Source organism: Thiohalocapsa halophila (assembly GCF_016583825.1).
Classification (GTDB): Bacteria; Pseudomonadota; Gammaproteobacteria; order Chromatiales; family Chromatiaceae; genus Thiohalocapsa; species Thiohalocapsa halophila.
In genome coordinates, this window is the sequence record NZ_NRRV01000007.1 from 12698 (window position 1) to 32119 (window position 19422).

The 19422-nt window shown below is 68.5% G+C and carries 20 protein-coding genes; 8 read left to right on the top strand and 12 right to left on the bottom strand.

Features of this window, described 5'->3' with window-relative positions:
• Positions 1–76: 76 nt before the first annotated feature.
• Positions 77–493: a ferric iron uptake transcriptional regulator gene (gene fur, locus CKO31_RS04295; protein WP_200234504.1), complete on the bottom strand. Its 417-nt coding sequence runs from the start codon at positions 491–493 to the stop codon at positions 77–79.
• 204 nt (positions 494–697) lie between these two features.
• Between fur and CKO31_RS04300 the strand changes: the two genes are divergently transcribed.
• Positions 698–1189 (top strand): outer membrane protein assembly factor BamE, encoded by a 492-nt coding sequence (locus CKO31_RS04300; RefSeq protein WP_200234344.1) that lies wholly within the window; start codon positions 698–700, stop codon positions 1187–1189.
• A gap of 122 nt (positions 1190–1311) precedes the next feature.
• Here CKO31_RS04300 and CKO31_RS04305 read toward each other — a convergent pair whose 3' ends face one another.
• The 11 genes from CKO31_RS04305 to CKO31_RS04355 all read right to left on the bottom strand — a co-directional run bounded on the left by CKO31_RS04305 (position 1312) and on the right by CKO31_RS04355 (position 11675).
• Positions 1312–1653: an RnfH family protein gene (locus tag CKO31_RS04305; RefSeq protein WP_200234345.1), complete on the bottom strand. Its 342-nt coding sequence runs from the start codon at positions 1651–1653 to the stop codon at positions 1312–1314.
• Positions 1646–2080, bottom strand: a complete 435-nt coding sequence (locus tag CKO31_RS04310) for a type II toxin-antitoxin system RatA family toxin (RefSeq protein WP_200234346.1) — start codon at positions 2078–2080, stop codon at positions 1646–1648. Before CKO31_RS04310 ends, CKO31_RS04305 begins: the two co-directional genes overlap by 8 nt.
• A 1-nt stretch (position 2081) precedes the next feature.
• Complete coding sequence (locus CKO31_RS04315; RefSeq protein WP_200234348.1) at positions 2082–3452, bottom strand: sodium-dependent transporter; 1371 nt, start codon at positions 3450–3452, stop codon at positions 2082–2084.
• Positions 3453–3590: 138 nt separating this feature from the next.
• A complete protein-coding gene (gene glmM / locus CKO31_RS04320) occupies positions 3591–4931 on the bottom strand; it encodes a phosphoglucosamine mutase (RefSeq protein WP_200234350.1) in 1341 nt (446 codons plus the stop codon).
• Positions 4928–5737 (bottom strand): dihydropteroate synthase, encoded by an 810-nt coding sequence (gene folP, locus CKO31_RS04325; RefSeq protein WP_200234506.1) that lies wholly within the window; start codon positions 5735–5737, stop codon positions 4928–4930. The genes glmM and folP overlap by 4 nt, the downstream gene beginning before the upstream one ends.
• A gap of 101 nt (positions 5738–5838) precedes the next feature.
• Positions 5839–7761, bottom strand: coding sequence for an ATP-dependent zinc metalloprotease FtsH (gene ftsH, locus CKO31_RS04330; protein WP_200234351.1), 1923 nt, complete (start codon positions 7759–7761; stop codon positions 5839–5841).
• 111 nt (positions 7762–7872) lie between these two features.
• Complete coding sequence (locus CKO31_RS04335; RefSeq protein ID WP_200234352.1) at positions 7873–8508, bottom strand: RlmE family RNA methyltransferase; 636 nt, start codon at positions 8506–8508, stop codon at positions 7873–7875.
• 100 nt (positions 8509–8608) lie between these two features.
• Positions 8609–9382, bottom strand: a complete 774-nt coding sequence (locus tag CKO31_RS04340) for a hypothetical protein (protein ID WP_200234354.1) — start codon at positions 9380–9382, stop codon at positions 8609–8611.
• 527 nt (positions 9383–9909) lie between these two features.
• Complete coding sequence (locus tag CKO31_RS04345) at positions 9910–10266, bottom strand: high-potential iron-sulfur protein (protein ID WP_200234356.1); 357 nt, start codon at positions 10264–10266, stop codon at positions 9910–9912.
• Between the two features lie 274 nt (positions 10267–10540).
• Entirely contained in the window at positions 10541–11047 is a 507-nt protein-coding gene (locus CKO31_RS04350; RefSeq protein WP_200234358.1) for a C40 family peptidase, read from the bottom strand.
• A gap of 205 nt (positions 11048–11252) precedes the next feature.
• Positions 11253–11675 carry a fucose-binding lectin II gene (locus CKO31_RS04355; RefSeq protein WP_200234359.1) on the bottom strand — a complete coding sequence of 141 codons (423 nt, stop codon included), beginning with the start codon at positions 11673–11675 and terminating at the stop codon, positions 11253–11255.
• Positions 11676–11818: 143 nt separating this feature from the next.
• On the opposite strand from CKO31_RS04355, the gene CKO31_RS04360 reads away from it, so the two are divergent.
• The 7 genes from CKO31_RS04360 to CKO31_RS04390 all read left to right on the top strand — a co-directional run bounded on the left by CKO31_RS04360 (position 11819) and on the right by CKO31_RS04390 (position 19370).
• Positions 11819–12208 carry a hypothetical protein gene (locus CKO31_RS04360; RefSeq protein ID WP_200234360.1) on the top strand — a complete coding sequence of 130 codons (390 nt, stop codon included), beginning with the start codon at positions 11819–11821 and terminating at the stop codon, positions 12206–12208.
• 434 nt (positions 12209–12642) lie between these two features.
• Positions 12643–13971, top strand: a complete 1329-nt coding sequence (locus CKO31_RS04365; protein WP_200234361.1) for a cation:proton antiporter — start codon at positions 12643–12645, stop codon at positions 13969–13971.
• A complete protein-coding gene (locus tag CKO31_RS04370) occupies positions 13968–15794 on the top strand; it encodes a glycerophosphodiester phosphodiesterase family protein (RefSeq protein WP_200234362.1) in 1827 nt (608 codons plus the stop codon). The genes CKO31_RS04365 and CKO31_RS04370 overlap by 4 nt, the downstream gene beginning before the upstream one ends.
• Positions 15795–15819: 25 nt before the next feature.
• A complete protein-coding gene (locus CKO31_RS04375; protein ID WP_200234369.1) occupies positions 15820–16824 on the top strand; it encodes a serine/threonine protein kinase in 1005 nt (334 codons plus the stop codon).
• Positions 16825–16889: 65 nt separating this feature from the next.
• Entirely contained in the window at positions 16890–17333 is a 444-nt protein-coding gene (locus tag CKO31_RS04380) for a YchJ family protein (RefSeq protein WP_200234371.1), read from the top strand.
• 61 nt (positions 17334–17394) lie between these two features.
• The gene (locus CKO31_RS04385) at positions 17395–18246 is read left to right on the top strand and encodes an alpha/beta hydrolase (protein ID WP_200234373.1); all 852 of its coding nucleotides are present in this window, start codon (positions 17395–17397) and stop codon (positions 18244–18246) included.
• Positions 18243–19370: an alpha/beta hydrolase gene (locus CKO31_RS04390; RefSeq protein WP_242475139.1), complete on the top strand. Its 1128-nt coding sequence runs from the start codon at positions 18243–18245 to the stop codon at positions 19368–19370. Before CKO31_RS04385 ends, CKO31_RS04390 begins: the two co-directional genes overlap by 4 nt.
• Positions 19371–19422 lie beyond the last annotated feature (52 nt).

The following is a 19422-nucleotide window of genomic DNA, read 5'->3' on the forward strand; positions in this document are numbered from 1 at the left end:
AGACGTTTTGTCGGCGCTGTCGCTGTCGTCATGCCAGTCGCGGGGCCGAAGCCGGCTCGCGCGCGAGCCCCAAGGGTCAGGCCGACTCCCGACACTGCTTGCAGACGCCGTAGATGATGAGGGAGTGATCCTCGATCTGGAAATCGTGCTCGGCGGCGATGGCGCGCTGGCGCTCCTCGATGATCTCCGAGACGAACTCCACCACCTTGCCGCACTTGACGCAGACGAGGTGGTCGTGGTGCCCGCCGCGGTTGAGCTCGAACACCGATTGCCCGCCCTCGAAGTGGTGACGACAGACGAGCCCGGCCCCCTCGAACTGGGTCAGCACCCGGTAGATGGTGGCCAGGCCGATCTCTTCGCCGGCGGCGAGCAGCTCTTTGTAGACGTCCTCGGCGCTCAGATGCCGAAGCTCGCTCGTCTCCAGCACATTGAGAATCTTGACGCGGGGCAGCGTGACCTTGAGCCCCGCCTGCTTGATCTGCTGGTTCTCCATCATTGCCTCATGCTCCCCAACGCCTGCCGCGGGAAGCTCACTGAACCGCCGCGTGCTGCATGTGCGTCGGCTGCGTTAGACTTGGCCGATCGATCCGCTGCTGCCGACGCCGCCTCGCAGCGGCCTTTCGCGGCCGCACCAGCGCCCTATGCGGCACCACTGCGAGGCAGCACTCAGGATGCTTCAACGGAGTCACCCGACCCGATGCGAAAGATTGTCATTCTCCTCATAATACTGACTATTGCCGCACAATTCGGATGTGCACGCAACAAGAAGCCCGATCCGTACAAGGAAGCGTCTGCGCTATCGAGCCTGCCCTTCGTGTACAAAATGCCGGTCCAGCAGGGCAACATCGTCACCAAGGACATGCTGGACGAGCTGGAAATCGGTATGACCAAGGCGCAGGTGCGCTTTCTGCTCGGCACGCCGCTGCTGACCGACATGTTCCACAGCGACCGCTGGGACTACACCTACACCATGAAGCGCGGCCACAAGCCCATGGAGAAAAAGCCGTTAACGCTCTTTTTCCAGGACGACGCGCTGGTGCGCGTTCAGGGCTTCGTACCGCCGGACCCGGATCAAGGCATTCCCGGAGAAGACCAGCCGCAGGTGGTGGTGAAGGTGCCGGACTACGAGGAGCGCCGCGGCATTATCGAGCGCACCCTGGGCGTCGTCGGACTGGAGCCCGAGGACTGAGCGCCGGCGGGCAGTACCCGCCGCGGGTATGCCCGGGCAGCTTCCCAGCGGCTGCGGCTCGGATCCGGCTGCAGCCGCGCCAAAGCCGCCAGGTGCGTGCTCCTGCACTGCACCCGCTCGCGTCAGGCCCCGGCCTTATCGCCCTTGGCGTCGGCCGCCTTGGGATCGGATTTCTTCGCATCCGCGTCAGCGGCGCGCGACTTGCGCGCCTGCTTCGGGTCCGCGATCAGCGGTGGATAGATCTCCACGCGGTCGCCGTCCGCCAGGGCGATGTCGAGCTTCGCCACCTTGCCGAAGACCCCGACCTTATTGGCGGTCAAGTCGATCTCCGGAAAGCGCTGGGTGATGCCGGAGCGCTCGATGGCGTCGCCGATGGTCAGCCCCTCGGGCCCCTGCACCGGCAGCAGCGCCTGGGCCCCCTCACGGGCGTAGGCCACCTCCACGCGAATGGTCTCGTCAGTCACCGTATACCTCGTCGGCTCGTTTGCAGAAGGCGTCCACCAGGGAGTTGGCAATGGTCCCGAACACGCCGCCGAAGGCCTTGTCGATCAGCCGGCCGGAGAACTCGAAGTCCAGCTCCAGCTCCACTTTGCAGGCGTCGTCACGCAGCGGCCTGAAGGTCCAGAGTCCAGTGAGCTTGCGGAAAGGGCCGTCCATCAGATCGATGTACATCCGCTCCGGCGGCTCGATGCGGTTGCAGGTCGCGAAGGTCTGGCGCACGCCCATGCGGGCGACCTCGATGCGCCCGCAAATCTCGTCCTCGGTGGCAGACAGCAGCTGTGCGGAATTGCACCAGGGCAGGAAATTCGGATAGCCCTCCACGTCGGCGACGAGCTTGAACATCTGCTCCGCCGAGTGGCGCACCAGTGCGCTTTTCTTGATAACCGGCACGTCAGAACAACCCGATGGCGTGCAAGAAGACAACCACCACGCCGACCGGCGCGACGAAGCGCACCAGCACCCGCCAGACCCGATACGCGAAGCCATCGCTACGCAGGCCCAGCTCATCCTCGGTGGACGCCCGGCGCATAACCCAGCCGGCGAAGATGGCGATGAAGACACCGCCCAGCGGCAGCAGCACGTTGGCGGTGACATAGTCGAAGAGGTCCAAGAAGCCCTTGCCGAAGACCGTGATCTCGGACCAGACGTTCAGCGACAGCAGGCAGGCGATCCCCAGCAGCCAGACCACCATGCCCCCCAGGGCCGCCGCGCGCGGGCGGCTGAAGCCGCGGTTTTCCACCAGCCAGGCGACCATGGGCTCCAGCAGCGAGATGGCGGAGGTCCAGGCCGCGAACACCAGCAGCACGAAGAACACGGTGCCGAAGAGCAGACCGCCCGGCATCTGGCCGAAGGCGATGGGCAGGGTCTGGAAGATGAGTCCCGGTCCGCTGCCGGGCTCGAGCCCGTTGGCCAGCACGATGGGGAAGATCGCCATCCCCGCCAGCAGCGCCACCAGCGTATCCATGGCAGCGATGATGACGGCGTTCTGACCGATGGACGCCCGACTGTTGAGATACGAGCCGTAGATCATGATCGCCCCCATACCCAGGCTCAAGGAAAAGAATGCCTGGCCCATGGCACTCAGCACCGCCTCGCCCGGATGCGCACCGAGCTCGGCGAAGTCCGGATAGAACAAGTACTCCAGCCCGCCGGCGAAGTCGCCCGCCTGAGCGGCATAGAGCACCATCACCACCAGCAGCACGAAGAGCGCGGGCATCAGCCAGCGCACGGCCCGCTCCAGGCCGCTGGCCACGCCGCGCGCCACCACCAGGGTGGTCATGGTCATGAAGATGGTGTGCCAGGCGAGGAGCCGCTCAGGGTCCGCCACCAGCGCGTTGAACATGGCCTCGGCCGCGCCTGCGTCGGCACCCGCGAACTGGCCGCTCCCGGCTCGGAACACATAGCCCAGCGTCCAGCCGGCGATGACGCTGTAGAACGACAGGATCAGGAAGCCCGCGAGGATGCCCATCCAGCCCAGGAGCTGCCACAGCGGGCTGACCCCCTCGTCCCGGGCCAGGGCCCGCATGGTGTTGATCGGGCTCTGGCGGCCGCGGCGTCCGATCATGATCTCGGCCATCATGATGGGCAGGCCGATGGCCGCGACGCACAGCAGATACACCAGCACGAAGGCGCCACCGCCATACTCGCCGGCGGTGTAAGGAAACCGCCAGATGTTCCCGAGCCCCACGGCCGAGCCCGTCGCGGCCAGGATGAACGCCAGCCGCGAGGACCACATGCCATGGATGGAGGTCGTCGATGACATGGAATGCTCCTGTTGGGAAGTAACCTGGCCGCTGCCGTCCGGCTTTCCGCACGGCTGGCGCTAAGGGGCGCTGCTCTTTGCGCCAGCTGCCCGGCGGCGCTCGGGCCCCGATTGCAGCGGCGCCGCAGCAGGTCCGCGTCAGGCGCCGACTTCGGCACGCACCGCCTCGGCGAGCCGCTCGGCGAGCCGCTGGACCTGATCCGGGTCCATCCCCTCCACCATGACGCGCACGACGGGCTCGGTGCCGGAGGGCCGCAGCAGTACCCGGCCCTGGCCGGCGAGCTCCGCCTCGGCGCCCTCGATGGCCGCCTGGACCGCCGGTAGGGTCGTCGGGTCCATGCGCCGCTCCAAGCGCACATTCACCAGCACCTGCGGGTACTGCTCCACTTCGGCCGCTGCGTCTGCCAGCGCGCAGCCCTGCTCGGCCAGCGCTGCAAGCACTTGCAGCGCCGCGATGATGCCGTCGCCGGTGGTGGTGCGGTCGCGGCAGATGATGTGCCCCGAGGGCTCACCCCCGAGTACGCCGCCAGTGCGTTTCAGGTGCTCCATGATGTAGCGATCGCCCACCTTGGTCCGCTCGAAGGCGACCTCAAGGCGGTGCAGCGCTCGCTCCAGGCCGAGGTTGCTCATCAGGGTGCCGACCACGGGACCCGTCAGGGCGTCGGCGGCCCGACGGGATTTGGCGATCACGTAGATGAGCGCGTCGCCATCCACGACCGTGCCGGCGGCATCCACCATCATCAGCCGGTCGCCGTCGCCGTCGAAGGCGATGCCGAGATCCGCCTGCTCCGCCAGCACCCGGCGGGCCAGGGCCTCCGGCTTGGTGGAGCCCACATCCCGGTTGATGTTGAGGCCATCCGGGGCGGCGCCGATGGTGACCACCTGCGCGCCGAGCTCTTCGAACACGAAGGGCGCAATGTTGTAGGTCGCCCCATGGGCGCAGTCGATGACGATCTTCAAGCCCTTCAGCGACAGCGACTGTGGAAAGCTGCCCTTGCAGAACTCGATGTAGCGCCCGGCGGCATCGTCCACGCGCTTGACCTTGCCGAGCTCGGCCGTCGGCACCGTCACCAGCGGCCGATCGATTTCGGACTCGATGGCGAGCTCGATCTCGTCCGCCAGCTTGTCCCCAGCACCTGAGAAGAACTTGATGCCGTTGTCGTCGGAGGGATTGTGGGAAGCGGTGATGACGATGCCGGCGACGCCGCGGAAGGTGCGGGTCAGATAGGCGACGCCGGGGGTCGGCATGGGGCCTAGCAAGCGGATGTCCACACCGGCTGCCACGAGACCCGCCTCCAGCGCGGACTCGAACATGTAGCCGGAGATGCGCGTGTCCTTGCCGATGAGCACGGTGCCGGCGCCGGTACCGCCGAGCACCCTGCCGGCGGCCCAGCCGAGCTTGACCACGAAGTCCGGGCTGATGGTGGGCTCACCGACGCGCCCCCGAATACCGTCGGTGCCGAAGTATTTGCGCTTCAAGCGGACTCCTCTCGCGCGGCGGGATCTTGTTCTGCTGCGGCCACCGCCGCGACCACTTTGAGTGCGTCCACGGTGGCGGCCACGTCATGCACGCGCAGGATGCGCGCACCACTGCGGGCTGCGATCACGGCAGCGGCGAGACCGGCCGGGAGCCGATCCGCCACCGCCCGGCCGGTGAGCGCCCCGAGCATGGATTTGCGCGAGATGCCCACCAACAGCGGCGGCCCAAGCCGAGTCAGCTCCGCCAGCCGCGCCAAAAGTGCGAGATTATGCGCCAAGCGCTTGCCGAAGCCAAAACCCGGATCGATGAGCAGACGCTCCCGGGACAGCCCGGCACCGAGGCAGGCGGCGATGCGCTCATTGAGAAAACCCCGGACCTCGGCGACGACGTCGTCGTAGCTGGGGTCCGCCTGCATGGTCCGCGGCTCCCCCTGCATGTGCATCAGGCAAACCGGCAGCTCCAGCGCGGCAGCCGCCGCCAGCGCCCCCGGCGCGCGCAGGGCGCGCACATCGTTGATGAGCGCCGCACCAGCTGCCGCCGCCGCCTGCATGACATCCGGCTTGGAGGTATCCACGGAGATCGGCACCGGCAGACGCTTCGCCAGCGCCTCGATCACCGGCACCACCCGGCGGCGCTCGTCATCGGCGCCAACCGCCCTCGCCCCGGGACGCGTGGATTCACCGCCGACGTCAATCAGATCGGCGCCCTCGGCGACCATCTGGTCGGCCCGGCGCAGCGCGGCCTCGGGCACAAAAAAATCACCCCCGTCCGAGAAGGAATCGGGGGTGATGTTGAGCACACCCATGACTTTGGGTGTGCTCAGGTCGAGGCGATAGTCGCCGCAGGCGAGAACAGGTTCTTTGCTGCGATGGGCCGGCGCCGCAGCGCCGGCCGCTTCCCGGTCGCTCAATGCTCGCCGGCAGGGCCGCCGATGGGTCCTGAAGGCCGTGGCCCCTTCTCCGGCTCGGCCGGCGCCGGCGCATCCGCGCTGCCGCTCGGGGGCTCGGCGTCGTCGGTCCATTGCTTCGGCGGCCGCGGCTCACGCCCTTCCATGATGTCCTTGATCTGAGCAGCGTCGATGGTCTCGTACTTGATCAGCGCCTGGGCCATGGTGTGGAGCTTGTCCATGTTCTCCTCGAGCAGGGTCTTGGCGCGGTCGTAGTTGCGGTCGATGAAGTTGCGGATCTCCTTGTCGATCAAGTGCGAGGTCTCATCCGAGATGTTCTTGTGCTGGGTCACCGAGTGACCGAGAAACACCTCCTGCTCGTCCTCGCCGTAGGTCAGCGGCCCGAGCTTGTTCGACAGACCCCACTTGGTGACCATATTCCGGGCGAGCTCCGTGGCCCGCTGGATGTCGTTGGAGGCACCCGTGGTGACCATCTCTGGCCCAAAGATCAGTTCCTCGGCGAGGCGGCCGCCGAACAGCGAGGAGATTTGGCTCTCCAGGCGCTGCTTGCTGTAGCTGAAGCGGTCGTCCTCCGGCAGGAACAGGGTCACGCCGAGCGCCCGGCCGCGCGGGATGATGCTCACCTTGTGCACCGGGTCGTGATCGGGCACCAGCCGGCCGACGATGGCGTGGCCGGACTCGTGGTAGGCGGTGAGCTTCTTCTCGTCGTCGGACATGACCATGGAGCGCCGCTCGGTGCCCATCATGATCTTGTCCTTGGCCTTTTCCATGTCCTCCATGTCCACGAGGCGCTTGTTGGCGCGGGCCGCGAACAGCGCCGCCTCGTTAACGAGGTTGGCCAGATCGGCGCCGGAGAAGCCGGGCGTACCGCGGGCGATGACCGAGGCCACCACGTCGTCGGCGCTCGGCACCTTGCGCATGTGCACCTTCAGGATCTGCTCGCGGCCGCGCACATCGGGCAGCGGCACCACCACCTGGCGGTCGAAGCGGCCCGGGCGCAGCAGCGCCGGATCGAGCACGTCTGGGCGGTTGGTGGCGGCGATGACGATGACGCCCTCGTTGCCCTCGAAGCCGTCCATCTCCACCAGCAGCTGGTTCAGGGTCTGCTCGCGCTCGTCGTGGCCGCCGCCGAGGCCGGCACCGCGGTGGCGACCGACGGCGTCGATCTCGTCGATGAAGATGATGCAGGGCGCGTGCTTCTTCGCCTGCTCGAACATGTCCCGCACGCGGGAGGCGCCGACGCCGACGAACATCTCGACGAAGTCCGAGCCGGAGATGGTGAAGAAGGGCACCTTGGCCTCGCCAGCGATGGCGCGGGCGAGCAGGGTCTTACCCGTCCCCGGAGGACCCACCATCAGCACACCCTTCGGGATCTTGCCCCCGAGCTTCTGGAACTTGGACGGGTCCTTCAGGAAGTCGACCACCTCGACGACCTCCTCTTTGGCCTCTTCGGCGCCGGCCATGTCGGCGAAGGTGACCTTCACCTGGTCCTCGCTCAGCATACGTGCCTTGCTCTTGGCGAAGGACATGGCACCGCGGCCGCCGGCCCCGCCCTGCATCTGGCGCATGAAGAAGATCCACAGGCCGATCAGGATGAACAGCGGGAACCAGTTGATCAGGATCTGCATCAGCACGGAGGGCTTCTCCGGCGGTGCCGCCTTGATCTCGACGTCGTTGTTGAGTAGATCACCCACCAGGCCGTCGTCACCGGGGCTGTAGGTGGTGAAGCGCTGACCGCCTTCGGTCACGCCTTCGATGGTCTTACCCTTGATGGTGACCTCTTGCACCTGGCCCTGGCGCACCGACTCGATGAAGTCGGAGTAGGCCTCGGTCCGCGGCGAGGATTGCGTCGCGGTGAAGTTGTTGAACACGGACATCAGCACAATGGCGATGACCACCCAGAGAATGAGATTCTTTGCCATGTCACTCACGGCGCGTGCCTCTTCGGTTGCCGGCGCGCGGGACCTGGACGCAAGGCCTAAGCACCGCCGACGGCATGGTTGCTGGGGGCTGTAGTGGTTTGGTGGTGAACCCTAACCGACCCGAAACCCTTTTGCCACAAAATAGGTCTCGCGGCTCTGGCTGCGGGACGCCTCGGGCTTGCGGCAGACGACCTTGTCGAAATGCCCGCGGAGATCCCGCAGGGCCTCGTCGAAGCCGGCACCCTGGAAAGCTTTGACGACAAGGTTGCCGCCGGGTTTCAGTACCCGCTCGGCAAAATCCATCGCCAGCTCCACCAGAAGCATGGATTTGGGCTGATCCACCACCTTCATGCCGGACACGTTTGGGGCCATGTCGGAAAGCACAAGGTCCGCCCCGCGCGCCGACTCACCGGCGTCGAGCCACGCCAGCGCCTGCGCCAGGACGGCTTCGTCGTGGAAGTCGCCGATGATGTTGTCGACACCCTCGATGGGCGGCATCTCCAACAGGTCAAGCGCCAGCACCCGACCGCGGCGGCCCACCGCCTGCGCCGCCACCTGCGCCCAGCCGCCGGGGGCGGCGCCCAGATCCACGACACACAGCCCAGGGCGCAGCAGCCGGTCCTTGCGGTCGATCTCCAATAGCTTATAAGCCGCGCGGGAGCGGTAGCCCTCGGCCTTGGAGCGGCGCACATAGGGGTCGCTGGCCTGGCGCTGGAGCCAGCGTTGACTGCTCTTGGAGCGTTTCATGCGTTGAGGGCTGCTGCGGACGCGACGCGCTCGTTCGCGCAGTGGGCGGTGCCCCGCTAGGGTGCGCGTCCGCCGCAGCCGACGCAAGCGCTTGGCGGGATCAGACGCGGTCCACCCAATCAAACTCGAATACCTCCAACAACCCTCCGGCGACGGCCCCGGCGAACATAGCGGCGAGCAGGGCCGCCGGCAGCGACTCGGTGACCCGCAGCAGCACCTCGGTCAGCGCACCCGGGTCGCCCACCGCGAAGATACCCGCGAAGGCGGCAAGGCCGTTGGCGGCAACCACCGCGATCACGCCGATCACCAAGCCTTCGCTGACGTCGCAGAAGCGCCCGCGGCCACCGACCCGCACCGGCCTTGCTACCAGTACGCTCACATAAAGCACGCCGGTGACCGAGACCAGGAAGGCCAGAACCGCGGGCGGCGGGAGCCGTATCCCGAGAAAGTGCTCCGCTGCCAGCAGCAGCCCCGCCGAGAAGGCGCCGGTGACGAGCCCGGCCAGGACCTTGACACCCACATCCGCGGTGCAGCGGTGGGGAAACCGCACCAGGAAGCCCACGGCGATGCTGAGCAGGACCGCGGCGAGACTCAGGATCCACGGGGCGACATCCGGGCCGGTGATGGCCATGGCCACCACCGCGCAGCCGGTGCCGATGAGACTGGCCATGAGCGCGAGCTGACGCGCGCCATAGAAGGCGGCGCCGATGGCGCCGGCGGCCGCCGCCGCGGCCATGCCGGCGAAGGCGCCGAGCGTGGGCGCAAGCAGCTCGCTCAACACCAGATACAACGGCGTGTAGATCATGCCGATGAGGCTCCAGACCGCAGCGCGGATCAGCACGGGAGACCAATGAAGCGGAATGGCTTGGCCCATAAAATTCGAAGCTCCGGAATGGGACCCGGCATCGGCGGGCCGGCTGGCGCCGGACCGACGGTCACTGAGAGAGTCCCGCCTGCACTGCCGGCGGGCCGATTAGCATTTGATAATAAGGCCACACTGGCCCGAGCTAAAGCGCATGTCACGAAAATGCTGCGCCGCATCAAGCGCAGCTGCAAGCGCAGCATGCCGGCAGCGTGACCTGCGTCTCGCGGTGGGCGCAGAGGGCGTTGGCGCGGACAGTCCTGACCGGGGACAGCGGCTGCGAGGGTCAGTGCAAGGGTGCGCCAGGCGGGCGGCAGCCCACGGCGGAGGGTGGCCCCGAGAGGATCGGGAAGGGGTCGGTGGAGGCAGCAACGACGACGGGCGGGAGGCCTTCGTTGCGGGCGGCGTGTCAATCAGGGAGCGATGGAGCGCTTCTTTTTGTCTCGGCATCTTGGCGCCAGGGTGCGCCGGCCGCCAGCAGGCCGGCACCGGCGCACCGCGCAGGCCGCATCAGTACGACACGGCCCAACCGGCGCGGATCAGCCCTGCTTCAGGGTCCAGGACGTGCACCAGCCTTCGGACTTCACCTTCTTGCCCGGGAACAGCGTGCAGGCCAGCCAGCCTTCCTCGGCATAATCCTGGGCGAAGTTGCAGTTGCTGCAGAACTGCTCCTCAGGCGGCAGACCCGGGCGGGCGGCCGCGGCGCGGTCGGCGGCGGTAGCATCGGGGTTGTACTTCAGCGCCTGGGCCGTCGGGTCGTCCATGGTCACGGCAGGTAGATCCTGCGCATAGGCGGCGGCGGTAGCAACCAGATTCATGACCGGAACGGCAGCCAAGCCGCCGAGCATGGTCTTCACAGCGTCACGACGGCTCTTGTTCATTGGCTTATCGGACATTCTGACGTCTCCTTCTGACGTGGATGGAAACAGCGGTCGACCGGTGGTGGCCAAAAACCGGGCTTTGGCCAGCGCGTGGTGACCCGTGGGGCGCTCCCCCAAACCGCCGCGCATTGTGCAACAACTGTCGGAAAAAGGCGAATCCATGCACGCATGCCGACGACGGTCCCCCCGTACGACAGCAGGAAGACGCGCGGGTTGCAGCCTGCGAGGGCCGGCACCTGCGGCGGCTCGTGCCGGCGGCGAGGGCGAGCGCACAGGCTGTTTGCCGAGCTCAGAGGTAGGTGCCCGCGCCGAGGTAGCGTTTGCGCCAGTAGTCCTTCGACAGGCTCGCCAGCCGCACCCGCCGCTTGGACGTGGACGCATGCACGAAGCGCTCGCCATCGACCATCACACCGACGTGATACTGCGACGGTCCGGTCTTGAAGAACACGAGATCACCCGGGGCCGGGCTGCGGCGAACAGGCCGTGCCCCGGCGCGCTGGGCCGTCGACACCCGCGGGATGCGCACGCCGGCGGCGGCATGGGCGAACTGGGTCAGACCGCTGCAATCCAGGCCTTCGCTCGGGTCCGAGCCGCCGTAGACATAGGGCGTTCCGACTTGTGATAGCGCCGCCATCACGACGCTGGCGCGCTGCTCGTCCAGGCCGGCGAGATCGAACAATTCACCGTCGGCGCTTGCTGTCCGCGACGGCGTGCCGCCGCAGGCGGTCAGTAGGGTCAGAATCGCCAGGACGAGCGCGCCCCGCGCGGCAGGTGCCGAGCAGTTGGACCACAACATTGAAGTGACTTCCCCACAATATCTTATAAGCTTCTGTAGCCAAAACTATTAGTCCTAAAGGCCGCTGATGTCAAGCTCGATGCGTGGGGAATTCGGGCGGGCCTGAACGCGCCGGCGCTCACGCCTTGGGCGGGCAGGAGTCGGAGCCGTCGGTGACGGCCCCTCGGGAAGGCAATAGGCGCGGCACCGGGCGGTGCCACGGGAATCAGTCCTCGGTCCAGCTGAAGCGCAGGATGAGGTCGTCCCAGCTGCCCGGGAAATCACCGCCGTCCTCACAGTTGATGACGACGCGGCGCTCGCCCTCTTCGCTCTCGGCGCAGACGTTGAGGTCGCTCACCACCCAGTGGTCGGTCTGCAGCGCCATGCAGGCGACGTTGAGCGGCGTGTGCTCGAACGTACGCGAGCCCGCACCGATGGTGCGGTGCTCGCCGCGGCCTTCCCACTCGAAGTGCATGTGGCCGGCGGCGTCCCAGATCCGGCATTGCTGGAGCTTCTTCGCATTCACCGCCGCGTGCACGGTGACCGGCCGGTCGACGGGCACCGCCACCTGCACCATGCGCGTGCCTGGGCGCATGTCCGTTTGTGCGTGAAGGGCTTCGTCCACTTCGATGATGCGTACGTCGTTCATGCTGTTGTCCTCGGGATGGGTTACAACGATGGCTTGGTGGCGCGCTGGATGGCGGCGCACGGCGCCCATCCCAAGCGTTGCAGCGGTTGCGCCCGGCCCGGACCTCGCCTAAGTTCTGCACGATTGCTCAACGGAGTCGCCCCATGCCCGTGCCGTTGAAGCCCCGCCGCCTGGATCTCGGCGGATCGAGCTTCCTGGAGCTCACCCAGGACCCGGACCGCCCGCGCCGCTATCTGGTGCGCTACTGCGGCTTCGATCGCGACCGCCGCGCCCTCGCTGCCACCGAGCGCGTGCGCGTGCGACTGCTGCTGGCGAGCCAGCGCGGCCAGGGCGCACATCCTTACCCGCTGCCCGCCCGCGTCATCATCGGCAGCATCGACAGCCGCGGCTGGCACTGCGGGCGCTCGCCCTACGCCGAGCCCTTGGCGGCACTGCCGGCGGTGCGCGAGCACATCGACCAACTACTCGGCGATCTGGCCCTGCGGGTGGCGCTGGCCGCCGCCAACGCGCGCGATCCGCTGGCACACGACTGAGACGCCCCTGAGACGCCCCTCCCGCTGGAGGGCTTCTGCCTTAGGGATCGCCATCGCCGGCGCCAGCCACCGCGTATCCGAGCAGCGCAGACCGGTGCCGACGCAACCGCGCCTGCCTATGCCGGCTAACCCCGCGACCAGGCGGGCCATGCGATCCGCTTTCCGGCGCATCACAGCCATGGGCCACCCCATCGACTGCACCCAGGCGCCACCGGAGTCGGCATAATAGCGGGCGGCCGTCGGCGACCAACCGGCCCGGGCGAGCGGACCGCGCCGCGGCTGTGTCGACGCCGAGCCGGAGCCGCTCACCGCCACAGCGTGCCTGTGGGCGCTGCCTACATCCCCAGAGAACATCCCCAACAAGGGCATCCCCAAAGCGCGTCCCAACAAGGGCCGCCTCCAAGTGCGCCCCCTGAGCCGAAGCAGAGACCGCCATGGGCCTTTTCGACATCATCGCCATCCTGATCACGCTGTCGGCGGTATTCAGCTGGATCAACCACCGGTTCTTGAAAATGCCGACGGCCATCGGGCTGATGCTCATTGCGCTGCTGGTCTCGCTGGCGCTGCTGCTGCCCATTCCCGGCAGCGACGGGCTGGAGGCGGACGCACAGGCTATGCTGAACAGCATCGACTTCGACGCCGCAGTGCTGCACGGCATGCTGAGCTTCCTGCTCTTCGCCGGCGCCCTGCACGTGAACCTCTTCGACCTCGCCAAGCAGAAATGGGTCATCGCCACGCTGGCCAGCGTGGGCGTGATCGGTGCGACCTTTCTGGTGGGCACGGCCGCGTTCGTGCTGTTCTGGCTGCTGGGGCTGGACGTCCCCTACATCTATTGCCTGCTGTTCGGGGCGCTCATCGCGCCCACCGATCCCATTGCCGTGCTCGGTATCCTCAAGAGCGCGGGCGCGCCGAAGAGTCTGGAGGTCAAGATCACCGGCGAGTCGCTGTTCAACGACGGCGTCGCCGTGGTGACCTTCCTGGTGCTCGCGGAGATCGCCTTCAGCGGCGAGCACGTCACGGTGCCGGGCGTGCTGGCGCTCTTCGGCAAAGAGGCCATCGGCGGGCTGTTGTTCGGCCTCGCCGCCGGCGGCCTCGCCTACCTGATGCTGCGGCGCATCGACAACTACCAAGTGGAAGTGCTGGTGACCCTGGCGCTGGCCGCCGGCAGCTATGCGGCGGCGGAGCACCTGGAAATCTCCGCGCCCATCACCGTGGTGGTCGCCGGGCTGCTCATCGGCAATCACGGCCGCAATGGCGCCATGTCGCAGCTAACCCAGGAGCACCTGGACAACTTCTGGGAGCTGGTGGACGAGGTGCTGAACGCCGTGCTCTTCGTGCTCATCGGCCTGGAGATCCTGGTGCTGACCCTGAGCGCCCAGTACGTGCTGGCCGGCTTGCTGGCCATCCCGCTGGTGCTCCTGGCTCGGGCTATCAGTGCCGGCCTGCCCATCGCCGTGATGCGCCGCTTTCGCAGCTTCTCTCCCGGCGTGGTGACCATCCTCACCTGGGGCGGGCTGCGCGGCGGCATCTCGGTGGCCCTGGCGCTGTCGCTGCCCGAGGGCGCGACGCGCGACCTGCTGGTGACCGTGACCTACTGCGTCGTGGTCTTCTCCATCCTGGTGCAGGGGCTGACGCTGGGTCCGGTGGTGCGTGCCATGGCCGGACGTGCCGACGTTGAGATGGAGCGCACCGAGCTCCCCGATCTGGTCGCCGACGAATCCGTCGGCACCGAGGCACCGCCGCCCAGGGGCAGCGCACCATGAGGGCCATCATCGACACCTGGTACGACGTCTACGCCCACGGCCTCTTCGGCACCGCCGTTCGCTCCGGGCTGGTCTACGACCTGATCTTCAAGGCCGCCAGCGCGGTCGTGCTGGCACCGCTCGGCGCCTGGGTGCTCGGGCGCCTCATCGCCACCAGCGGTGCCGTCAGCATCACCAACGAGGCGATCCTGGACTTCCTGTTGTCGCCGCCCGGTGTCGCCTTCGTGCTGCTCGCCGCGGCCCTGACCCTCACCGCCTTCTACGCCGGGCAGGCGGGGCTGATGCACATCGCGGCCGGCGCCAGCCGCGGACAGCCGCCCGGCTGGCCGGATGCGCTGGCCACCGCCCTCGGCGCCCTGCCCCGGCTACTGCACCTGGCGCTGTGGCAGGCGGGTATCCTGCTGGCATGGCTGCTGCCGCTGGCGGCCGCCGCCGCCGTCACCTATCAGGCGCTGCTCGGCGCCCACGACATCAACTGGTATCTGGCCGAGCGCCCGCCGGCGCTCATGGCGGCACTGGCCATCGGCGGCGTCCTGGCGATCACCGGCGCCGTTGTCGTCGTCCGGCTCATGGTCGCCTGGGGCGTCGCGATCCCCCTGTGTCTCTACGAGCGCATTTGCGCTCGCGCAGCGCTGGCGCGCAGCGCCGAGCTGCTGCGCGGACAACGCTGGCGCGCCTTTCGGCTGGTGGTGCTGAATCTGCTGGTCGCGGTGGCAGCGTCGGCGCTGACACTCTGGGCCGCGGATGCAGTGCTGGGCACGCTGCTGCGGCTCATCGACGGCGTGCAAGCCCTGGTCGTCGCCACGGCCCTGGCCCTGGTGGTGCTGACCGCACTGGCGACGGTGCTGTCCTTCGCCGTGCTCGCGGTGCTGGCGGCATCCGTCATGCACCTCTACCTCACGGTCATGCAGGTCGACGGCTTGCCGAGACAGCGTTGGAACAACGCCGCGCGCACCACCAGGACCCCGCGCTGGGCCATCGCCGCGGTCCTGGTGGCGCTGGTTCTCGCCGCCGGCGGGCTCACGGCCTACACCCTGTCGGACTTGCGGCTGGGGCGGGAGACGCTCGTGACGGCCCACCGCGGCAGCTCGGCAACGGCGCCGGAGAACACGCTGGCGGCACTGTATCAGGCGATCTCCGACGGCGCCGACTTCGCCGAGGTCGATGTGCAGCAAACCGCCGACGGGGGCCTGGTGCTGCTGCACGACCAAGACCTGATGCGCGTTGCCGGCTCGCCGCTGAAGGTGTGGCAGGCGAATCTCGCGGACCTGCGCCGGGTGGACGTCGGCCGCCATGCCGGGTCCGATTATGCCGGTGAGCGCATCACCACGCTGTCGGAAGCGCTGAAAGCCGCGGGCCGGCGCCTGGCGCTGAACATCGAGCTCAAGTACCACGGCCACGAGCAGGACCTCGCCGCGAGCGTGGTCGCGGAAGTCCGTGCCGCCGGCTGCGAGGGCCGCTGCATCATCACCTCCCTCAAGCAGGACGGCCTGGCAAAGGTGCGCGAGCTGGCGCCGGACATCCGCGTCGGCCTGATCGTCGCCGCCGCCCTCGGCGATGCCCGCCGCCTGGACGTGGACTTGCTCAGCATGAGCCAGGCGCACGTGACCCCGCGGGTGGTGCGCGCCAACCGACGTGCCGGGCTGGGGACCCATGTCTGGACCGTCAATCGTGAGGCGGATATGGCGCGGATGCTGGATTATGGCGTCGACAACATCATCACGGACCGGCCCAAGGTCCTGCGCGAGCTCGTCGATGCACGTACCGAGCTGAGCGATCCGCAATTGCTGCTGCTGGCCCTGGGCCGCAAGCTGCGCGAATGACACTGCGCCCACAAGCATTCTCGCCATGACCAGCATCGATACCGCGCCCCGCCCCAGGCCCTACGCCGAGCTCACGCCGGACCGCGTGCTGGACGCCGTGGAGTCCGTCGGCTTGCGCGTCGACGGCCGTCTGCTGGCGCTGAACAGCTACGAGAACCGCGTCTACCAAGTCGGCCTGGACGCTGGGGCGCCCGTCATCGCCAAGTTCTACCGCGCCGGGCGCTGGACGGATGAGCAGATCCTGGAGGAGCACGCCTTCGCCCAGGCGCTGGCGGACGCCGAGATCCCGGTGGTGGCGCCCATCGTCCACCAAGGGCGCACGCTCTTGCGCCACCAGGACCTGCGCTTCTCGCTGTCGCCGCGCCGCGGCGGCCGCGACCCGGAGCTGGACGACCCGGCGGTGCTGCGCCGCCTCGGGCGCTTACTGGCGCGGCTGCACAACGTCGGCGCCGCCGCCGCCTTCGAGCACCGCCCGGCCCTGACCATTCGCAGCTTCGGCGAGGAGCCCGGCGCCTATCTGCTGGACGCCGGCTGGGTCCCGCCGGAGCTGGAGCCCGCCTACCGCTCGGTGCTGCACCAGGCCCTGGGCGAGGTGCGCGCCTGCTTCGAGCGCGCCGGGGCAGTCGCGCAGCTGCGCCTGCACGGCGACTGTCATCGCGGCAACATTCTGTGGACCGACGCCGGCGCCCACTTCGTCGACCTCGACGACGCCCGCAGCGGCCCGGCCATGCAGGATCTGTGGATGCTGCTGGCCGGCGAGCGCGAGGAGATGACCGCCCAGCTCGGCGCCGTGCTGGCCGGCTACCGGGAGTTTCGTGACTTCGACCCGCGCGAGCTGCATTTGCTGGAGGCCCTGCGCACCCTACGCCAGATCCACTTCGCCGCCTGGCTCGCCCGCCGCTGGCAGGACCCGGCTTTCCCCGATGCCTTCCCCTGGTTCGACGAGCCGCGCTTCTGGCAGGATCAAGTGCTGGCGCTGCGCGAGCAGATCGCCGCGATGCAAGAGGGGCCGCTGGCGCTGTTCGATTGACCGCGCCAGCGCTGCATGACGCAGTTTGCATAAGGCACCGAGCAAGACCAAGACAATCACATTGCATGCCTGTCAACGCCCACGAGCCCTGCCCCTGCGGCAGCGAGCGCTGCTACGCCGACTGCTGCGGCCCCATACTCGCCGGCGGCCCGGCACCGACGGCCGAAGCCCTGATGCGCTCGCGCTACACGGCTCATGTGCTGGGCGACGCCGGCCACCTCGCACGCAGCTGCTGTCCGGGCAGCATGGCTTCTATCCAAGAGCCCGCCACCTTGGACCCCGACATCCGCTGGATGGACCTGCGCATCCTGCGCACCGAAGGCGGCGGCGCCGACGACCGCGAAGGCGTGGTGGAATTCATCGCCCGCTTCAAACGCCACGGGCGCGCCGGCCGGCTGCACGAGGTGAGCCGCTTTCGCCGCATCGATACCGGCTGGTGCTATCTCGACGGCGAGCCGGGTCAACCGCAGCAGAGGCCACAGCCGGCCCGCCGGCAACGGTGCCCCTAGCTCCCAGCGCCTAGCCCCCTAACCCACTCCGACCAGGGCCGGCCGCGGTGCCGCCTCACCCATGCGCATGCTCGCGAGCCTCCTCACCATCGCCGCCCAGCTCGCCGCCGGGCTCCTGGTGCTGGCATTGCTGGTCTGGCTGCTACAGCCGAAGCTCCTGTTCCGCCCCTTCCCGGAAATGATCGGCGACCCGTCGCATTGGGGCATGGACTACGAGAACGTCTGGCTCACCACCGCCGACGGTGTGCGCCTGCACGGGTGGCTGCTGCGCGCCCAGCCGCCGTTCGCGCAGCAGCGGCGGGCGAGCCCGCATACGCTGCTTTTTCTGCACGGCAATGCCGGCAATATCTCGCACCGGGGTGCGTCTCTGGCGATCTTCGCCGAGCTCGGGCTCGACGTGCTCATCATCGACTATCGCGGCTACGGCCAAAGCGAGGGACGGCCCAGCGAGATCGGCCTCTATCAGGACGCACGCGCGGCCTGGGACTGGCTCACGCAAGCCCGCGGCGTGGCCCCCGCGGACATCGTCGTCTTCGGCCGCTCCCTGGGCGGCGCCGTGGCCGCGGAGCTGGCGGCGCAGGTGCAGCCCGGGGCGCTCATTGTCGAGTGCAGCTTCGCGAACCTCGACGCCATGGCGAAGCTGCACTACCCGCTGCTGACCCGCCTGGTGCCGCTGCGCTACCACTTTCCGGCGGCGGACCACCTGCGCCAAGTGCAGGCCCCGGTGCTGGTGCTGCACAGTCCGGACGACCAGGTGGTGCCCTACGACCAGGGCCGGGGGCTCTTCGCTGCCGCCAATGAGCCGAAGCGCTTCGTGGACCTGACCGGCGGCCACAACGAGGGCTTCCTGGACAGCCAGCCCCACTACCAGCGGGCGCTGGGGGACTTCCTCGACTGGCGACCGACGCCATGAGCCAAGCCATCGCCTGCCGGTCGACACGGCTCGCGCGCCTCGCCGCCCGCCGCCGCAGTGCCCGGCGCCCGAGCCTCCGCCGCCGTGTCTACGCCCCCACCGGTCTGGGTCTGGGTCTGGGTCTGGGTCTGGGTCTGGCCGTCGGCTTGGGCCTGGGCGGCTGTGCCGGCCCACGGCCGGTGACCTGGCCGCAGGCGGTGCTGACACCGGAGCTCGCCGCGGAATCCGTGCGTATGCCCGACGGCTTCCGCCTGCCGCTGCGCCGCTGGGGGCCGCCGGCGGACGCGCCGGCGGACACGGTCGCGCTTGCGCTACACGGATTCAACGACTATGCCAACGCCTTCGAGCCGCTGGCACGGCGCCTGGCAGCCGACGGCATACGCGTCTACGCGGTGGACCAGCGCGGCTTCGGCGCCGGCCGGCTCGCCGGGCGCTGGCACGGCAGCACACGGCTGAGCGCGGACCTGCGTGCACTCGTCGCCGCGCTGCGCCAGCGCCACCCGAACGCCAGGCTGGTGGTCATCGGCGAGAGCATGGGCGGGGCGGTGGTGCTCGCGGCGCTGGCGGACGGGCCCCTGGACGCCGACGCTCTGGTGCTCATCGCGCCGGCGGTCTGGAGCCGCGGCAGCATGCCTTGGTATCAGAGGCTGGCGCTGGACACGGCCGTGCGCCTCGCCCCGGACAAGGTGCTCACCGGCGACGGCGTGCCGATATACCCTTCGGACAACATCGATATGCTGCGGGACATGGGCGCGGACCCGCTGGTGCTGAAGGGCGCACGCGTCGAGGCGCTCTGGGGAGTGACCAATCTCATGGACCGAGCACTCGCCGGCGTCGGTCGGCTGCAAGGCGAGGTCCTGCTGCTCTACGGCGAGCGGGACCGCATCATCCCGCCGGCTGCCTATTGCCGCATGCTCGAGCGGCTGCCGATGGATGCCGAAGGCCTGCATCTGGTGCTCTACCGCCAAGGCTGGCACATGCTCGCGCGCGACCTGCAAGGCGCGATGGTCCGCCACGACATCGCGCGGTGGCTGCACGACCCGGCGGCGCCGCTGCCCTCCGGCGAGACCGTGGCACCGGATGATCCTCGGCTGCTGGACTTCTGCCGCAGGCAGGAGAACTGACCGACTGCTGTCGCTCGGGCCGGCGGATGTCGGTTATAGTGGCGTGCTTTGC

Excerpts from the sequence above, each read along its gene's own strand:
- fur (WP_200234504.1), bottom strand. The coding sequence starts at position 493 with ATGGAGAACCAGCAGATCAAGCAGGCGGGGCTCAAGGTCACGCTGCCC.
- CKO31_RS04300 (WP_200234344.1), top strand. The coding sequence starts at position 698 with ATGCGAAAGATTGTCATTCTCCTCATAATACTGACTATTGCCGCACAA.
- CKO31_RS04315 (WP_200234348.1), bottom strand. The coding sequence starts at position 3,452 with ATGTCATCGACGACCTCCATCCATGGCATGTGGTCCTCGCGGCTGGCG.
- folP (WP_200234506.1), bottom strand. The coding sequence starts at position 5,737 with ATGGGTGTGCTCAACATCACCCCCGATTCCTTCTCGGACGGGGGTGAT.
- ftsH (WP_200234351.1), bottom strand. The coding sequence starts at position 7,761 with ATGGCAAAGAATCTCATTCTCTGGGTGGTCATCGCCATTGTGCTGATG.
- CKO31_RS04335 (WP_200234352.1), bottom strand. The coding sequence starts at position 8,508 with ATGAAACGCTCCAAGAGCAGTCAACGCTGGCTCCAGCGCCAGGCCAGC.
- CKO31_RS04340 (WP_200234354.1), bottom strand. The coding sequence starts at position 9,382 with ATGGGCCAAGCCATTCCGCTTCATTGGTCTCCCGTGCTGATCCGCGCT.
- CKO31_RS04345 (WP_200234356.1), bottom strand. The coding sequence starts at position 10,266 with ATGTCCGATAAGCCAATGAACAAGAGCCGTCGTGACGCTGTGAAGACC.
- CKO31_RS04350 (WP_200234358.1), bottom strand. The coding sequence starts at position 11,047 with ATGTTGTGGTCCAACTGCTCGGCACCTGCCGCGCGGGGCGCGCTCGTC.
- CKO31_RS04355 (WP_200234359.1), bottom strand. The coding sequence starts at position 11,675 with ATGAACGACGTACGCATCATCGAAGTGGACGAAGCCCTTCACGCACAA.
- CKO31_RS04360 (WP_200234360.1), top strand. The coding sequence starts at position 11,819 with ATGCCCGTGCCGTTGAAGCCCCGCCGCCTGGATCTCGGCGGATCGAGC.
- CKO31_RS04365 (WP_200234361.1), top strand. The coding sequence starts at position 12,643 with ATGGGCCTTTTCGACATCATCGCCATCCTGATCACGCTGTCGGCGGTA.
- CKO31_RS04370 (WP_200234362.1), top strand. The coding sequence starts at position 13,968 with ATGAGGGCCATCATCGACACCTGGTACGACGTCTACGCCCACGGCCTC.
- CKO31_RS04375 (WP_200234369.1), top strand. The coding sequence starts at position 15,820 with ATGACCAGCATCGATACCGCGCCCCGCCCCAGGCCCTACGCCGAGCTC.
- CKO31_RS04380 (WP_200234371.1), top strand. The coding sequence starts at position 16,890 with ATGCCTGTCAACGCCCACGAGCCCTGCCCCTGCGGCAGCGAGCGCTGC.
- CKO31_RS04385 (WP_200234373.1), top strand. The coding sequence starts at position 17,395 with ATGCGCATGCTCGCGAGCCTCCTCACCATCGCCGCCCAGCTCGCCGCC.
- CKO31_RS04390 (WP_242475139.1), top strand. The coding sequence starts at position 18,243 with ATGAGCCAAGCCATCGCCTGCCGGTCGACACGGCTCGCGCGCCTCGCC.